This is a genomic window from Mesorhizobium sp. M7A.F.Ca.CA.003.01.2.1 (assembly GCF_003998945.1).
Classification (GTDB): Bacteria; Pseudomonadota; Alphaproteobacteria; order Rhizobiales; family Rhizobiaceae; genus Mesorhizobium; species Mesorhizobium ciceri.
The window spans coordinates 1-4905 of sequence record NZ_RZRA01000387.1 but is presented as its reverse complement, the minus strand read 5'-3'; the positions used below and the strand labels follow the sequence as shown (position 1 = coordinate 4905).

Below are 4905 nucleotides of genomic sequence, written 5' to 3'. Positions count from 1 at the left end.
GCATTTTGATCTTCCTCGTGCTGTCGCTGATATCGCATCTCATCTTGCGGCGCTGGCATGAAAGCGCGCTGAAGCAGGAGCGCTAGGCCTTGATTCCCAACACTGGTTCATACCGGCTTACCAACGTCAGGCTTCACGCGTCCCTGACACCGGGGCTCGCTGCTGTCCCCGATAGCGATGGCTTCGCGCTTGCCGACGTCACTGTCGCCGACGGCAAGATTTCCAACATCGCCGCGCATGGCCGATTGAAAGCGTCTGCCGACGCCGTCGATCTCGGCGGTCGCATCGTGCTGCCGTGCTTCGTCGACTGCCACACGCATATCGACAAGGGCCATATCTGGCCGCGAAAGCCCAATCCCGACGGCACGTTCATGGGCGCGCTGAATGCCGCCGATGCCGATCGTGTGGCACGCTGGAGCGCCGAGGATTTGGCGCGGCGGATGGATTTCTCGCTGCGCTGCGCCTACGCCCATGGCACAAGGGCGCTGCGCACCCACATCGACAGCGTCGCGCCGCAGGAGGAAATCTCCTGGCCGGCGTTCGAGGCGATGCGCGAGGAATGGCGCGGCCGCATCGAGTTGCAGGGCGCCTGCCTGCTCGGCGTCGAAGGCGTGCGCAACAAAAAGTGGTTCGACAGGCTGGCAAAGAGGGTTGCCGCGGCAAAGGGCGTGCTCGGTGTCGTCACCTATATGGCGCCGGACCTCGAAGAGCTGCTCGATCACGTCTTCGCGCAGGCCATCAAGCATGGCCTCGATCTCGATTTCCATGCCGACGAGACCAACGACATTTCCGCCATATCGCTGAAGAAGATCGCCGAGGCCGCTCTGTGGAACGGTTTCGAAGGAAAGATCCTCGTCGGCCATTGCTGCTCGCTGGCGCGCCAGCCGGATCTCGACGTGCTCGACACGCTGGACAAGGTGGCGAAAGCGGGGCTCGCCGTCGTCTCGCTGCCGATGTGCAATCTCTATCTGCAGGACCGGCGCGCCGACGGCACCACGCCACGCTGGCGTGGCGTGACGCTGCTGCACGAGATGAAGGCGAGGGGCATTCCGGTGGCGGTTGCTTCCGACAACACGCGTGATCCCTTCTATGCCTATGGCGATCTCGACATGCTGGAGGTCTACCGCATGGCGACGCGCATCCTGCATTTCGATCATCCGGTCGCCGACTGGCCGCAAGCGGTCACCGCGACGCCGGCCAAGGTGATGCGGTTTGATGGCTTCGGCACGCTGGCTGCCGGCGGTGATGCCGATTTCATCGTGTTCAAAGGCCGAAGCTGGACGGAATTGCTGTCGCGGCCCGAATCGGATCGCATCGTGGTGCGCGGCGGCAAGGCGATCGACCGCCAATTGCCAGATTATGCCGAACTCGACGAACTGATGGTGGAATGATGGATGTTTCGGCGCTCAAACGCGATCTCGAAGGCCTGAAGGTCGACGACAATCCGGCCATCGTCCAGCAGAAGAGCCGTGACTTCTACTGGTACAGCCCGGTGCTGAAGCAGCAGCTCGACCATGTCACCGGCGACCTGATCGTGACGCCGAAGAACGAGGCCGAACTGATCCGCGTGCTTGCCGCCAGTCATCGTCATGGCGTGCCGGTGACACCGCGCGGCAGCGGCACCGGTAATTACGGCCAGGCGATGCCGCTCTCCGGCGGCGTCGTGCTCAACCTTGCCGAGATGAACGAGATCAAGTCGATCGCTCCGGGTCGCGTCGTGACCGGGCCGGGGGCGATCCTGGCCGATATCGACAAGGCAACGCGGGCGCATTCCGGGCAGGAACTGCGGCTATCGCCCTCCACCTACAACACAGCCTCGATTGGCGGCTTCATCGCCGGCGGTTCGGGCGGCATCGGCTCGATCAATTTCGGCGGGTTGCGCGATTTCGGCAATGTGCTTCGGCTGCGCGTGGTGACCATGGAGGCCGAGCCGAAAGCGCTCGAGCTCACCGGCGCGGATCTGCACAAGGTGACCCATGCCTACGGCACCAACGGCATCATATCGGAAGTCGAGATGCCGCTGACCGCGGCGTATGACTGGATCGACGTCATTGTCGGCTTCGACGCTTTCATGGATGCGGCCCGCTATGGCAATGCGCTGGCCTGTCAGGATGGCATCCTGACCAAGCTGATCACGCCGATAGCGGCACCCGTGCCGCAGCTCTATTTCAAGCGGCACCAGAAATTCCTGAGCGACGGGCAGAGCATTTGCGTCGTCATGGTGGCGCAGCCCGGGCTGGACGCTTTTCTTGCCTTCACCCGGCGTGCCGGCGGCGAGGTGATCTACAATGCGGCCACGGCGACGCCGGATGAGAAAAAAGGCCTGCCGCCGGCCTATGAATTGGCTTGGAACCACACCACGCTGAGGGCGCTGCGCGTCGACCCTTCGATCACCTATCTGCAGTCGCTCTATCCCTTTCCCAACCAGCTGGCGCTTGTCGAGAAGATGGATGCGATGTTTCCGGGCGAGGTTTTCTCGCATCTCGAATTCGTGCGGCTGGACGGCAACATTACCTGCTTCGGCCTGCCGCTGGTCAAGTTCACGACCGAAGCGCGGCTCGACGAGATCGTGCGCCTGCATGAAGCGAACGGTTGCCCGATCTTCAACCCGCATCGCTACACGCTGGAAGAGGGCGGCATGAAGCAGACCGACGCGGTGCAACTCGCCTTCAAGCGCCAGACCGATCCGCAAGGGCTCCTCAACCCCGGCAAGATGATCGCCTGGGAGAACCCGGACTACGACTACCGTTCCGGGCGGACTTTTTTGTTCAGGGGGCTGCAGAAGGTAGGATGATGAACATCCTCGTCCTCTACGCCCATCCGGTCGAGACCAGCTTCAATGCCGGCCTGCACCGGATGATCGTCGAGCGCCTGACGGCGGCGGGCCATACGGTCGACGACTGCGATCTCTATGCCGAGGGTTTCGATCCGCGACTGACGCGCCAGGAGCGGCTGGACTACCACAACCCACGTGGCCCCGCCGACGCTGTCGCGCCTTATGTCGAGCGCCTGCTGCGCGCCGATGCGCTGGTGCTTTCCTATCCCGTCTGGAACTATGGCTTTCCAGCGATCCTGAAAGGCTTTTTCGATCGCGTGTTCTTGCCCGGCGTGTCGTTCAAATTGGTCGACGGCAAGGCGCAGCCGTCGCTGCACAACATTCGCAAGGTTGCGGCGGTGACCACCTACGGCGGCAGCCGGTTCCGCGCCCTGCTGATGGGCGATCCGCCGCGCAGGCTGATCAAGCGGATGCTGCGCGCCACCGTCAAACCGGGCGCGCCGGTGACCTACCTCGCGCACTACGCGATGAACCTGTCTACCGACGGCTCGCGCAAGGCTTTCACGACCAAGGTCGCGGCCCGCATGGATGAGTTCTGATGCGCGCACTGGTGGTCTACTGCCATCCGGTACCCGAGAGCTTTTGCGCCGCCATCCGCGACACTGCCATCGACGTGCTGATGCGACGAGGCTGGGAGGTGCGGCTGCTCGACCTCTATGCGGAGAAATTCGACCCGGTGATGGGCTGCGACGAGCGGCGCTCCTACAATGACCAGGCGCCGCAGGACCCGGCACTGAAGCCGCATTTCGAACTGCTCAACTGGGCCGAAGCGATCCTGTTCGTCTATCCGACCTGGTGGTACGGACTGCCGGCGATGCTGAAGGGCTGGCTCGACCGGGTGTGGGCGACGGACGTCGCCTTCAAGCTGCCGACCGGCAAGGGACGGATCAAGTCGCTGATGACGCATGTAACCAAGGTCGGCGTCATCACCACCTGCGGCGCGCCGACCTGGTGGAGCGTCGTCGTCGGCCAGCCGGGACGCAAGACCCTGCTGCGCGGCATGCGGGCGCTGTGCGCCACGCGCTGCCGGACGTTTTTCCTGGCGCACTATTTGATGGATGCCTCGACGCCGGCGACAAGGGCGGCGTTTCTGGCGAAGGTGCGAGGGAAGCTGGAAAGGTTTTGAGAGGGCGACTTTCCCTTCCTTCCCCCCCACAAAGGGGGAGGCGAGAAGGCACTACATCCTCGTCCGCTCCGATTTCGGATCGTACATCGGCTTCAGCGAGGCTTCCGCCGCAAAACGCTCGCCGGCGATTTCGATCTCATAGGACGACGCCAGCACATCCGCCTCGCTCTCGCCCTCGCAAGGCACATAGCCCAGCCCGACGGCGCCGCCGAGGTGATGGCCGTAATTGCCAGACGTTATCGGACCAACGATCTTACCGTCGCGCAGGATCGCCTCGTTATGGAAGAGCAGGGGTTCCGGATCCTTCAGCCGGAACTGTACGAGCCGGCGTGACAGGCCGGCTTCCTTCTTGCGCAGCACCGCGTCACGGCCGATGAAGTCGCCCTTGGCGGTCTTCACCGCGAAGCCGAGGCCGGCTTCCAGCACATTGTCCTCGTCGGTGATGTCATGGCCGAAATGCCGGAACGCTTTTTCGATGCGGCAGGAATCCAGCGTGTGCAGGCCGCAGAGTTTCAGGCCGACATCCACACCTGCCTCCTCGACCACCTCGAAGACATGGGCCGCCTGGTCGGTCGAGACATAGAGCTCCCAGCCGAGTTCGCCGACATAGGTGACGCGGTGGGCGCGAGCCAGGCCCATGCCGATTTCGATCTCCTGATACGTGCCGAACGGATTTTTCTCATTGGAGAAATCGTTCGGGCTGACCTTCTGGATCAGCTTTCTCGCGTCCGGGCCCATCAGGCAGAGCACGCTTTCGGCCGCCGTTACGTCGGTGACGACGACGAACTCGTCGGCGACGTGCTTGCGCAGCCAAGCCAGATCGCGCTGCAGCGTGGCGCCTGGGACGACGAGGAAGAACGCCGTCTCGGACAACCGCGAGACCGTCAGGTCACTCTCGATGCCGCCGCGCTGGTTGAGCATCTGGGTGTAGACGATCTTGCCC

At 63.3% G+C, this 4905-nt stretch carries 5 protein-coding genes; 4 read left to right on the top strand and 1 reads right to left on the bottom strand.

Annotated elements, in window-relative coordinates; genetic code table 11:
* Positions 1-89 precede the first annotated feature (89 nt).
* The 4 genes from EN969_RS16800 to EN969_RS16785 are packed head-to-tail and all read left to right on the top strand — an operon-like array spanning position 90 to position 3962.
* Positions 90-1391 (top strand): cytosine deaminase, encoded by a 1302-nt coding sequence (locus tag EN969_RS16800; RefSeq protein ID WP_013531129.1) that lies wholly within the window; start codon positions 90-92, stop codon positions 1389-1391.
* Positions 1391-2794 carry an FAD-binding oxidoreductase gene (locus EN969_RS16795; RefSeq protein ID WP_063168222.1) on the top strand — a complete coding sequence of 468 codons (1404 nt, stop codon included), beginning with the start codon at positions 1391-1393 and terminating at the stop codon, positions 2792-2794. Before EN969_RS16800 ends, EN969_RS16795 begins: the two co-directional genes overlap by 1 nt.
* Positions 2794-3375 (top strand): NAD(P)H-dependent oxidoreductase, encoded by a 582-nt coding sequence (locus tag EN969_RS16790; protein ID WP_063170260.1) that lies wholly within the window; start codon positions 2794-2796, stop codon positions 3373-3375. Before EN969_RS16795 ends, EN969_RS16790 begins: the two co-directional genes overlap by 1 nt.
* The gene (locus EN969_RS16785; protein WP_013531132.1) at positions 3375-3962 is read left to right on the top strand and encodes an NAD(P)H-dependent oxidoreductase; all 588 of its coding nucleotides are present in this window, start codon (positions 3375-3377) and stop codon (positions 3960-3962) included. Before EN969_RS16790 ends, EN969_RS16785 begins: the two co-directional genes overlap by 1 nt.
* Positions 3963-4013: 51 nt before the next feature.
* Here the strand turns inward: EN969_RS16785 and EN969_RS16780 are convergent.
* Positions 4014-4905, bottom strand: an 892-nt coding sequence (locus EN969_RS16780) for an aminomethyltransferase family protein (RefSeq protein ID WP_164758302.1), incomplete at its 5' end; no start/stop codon positions are given.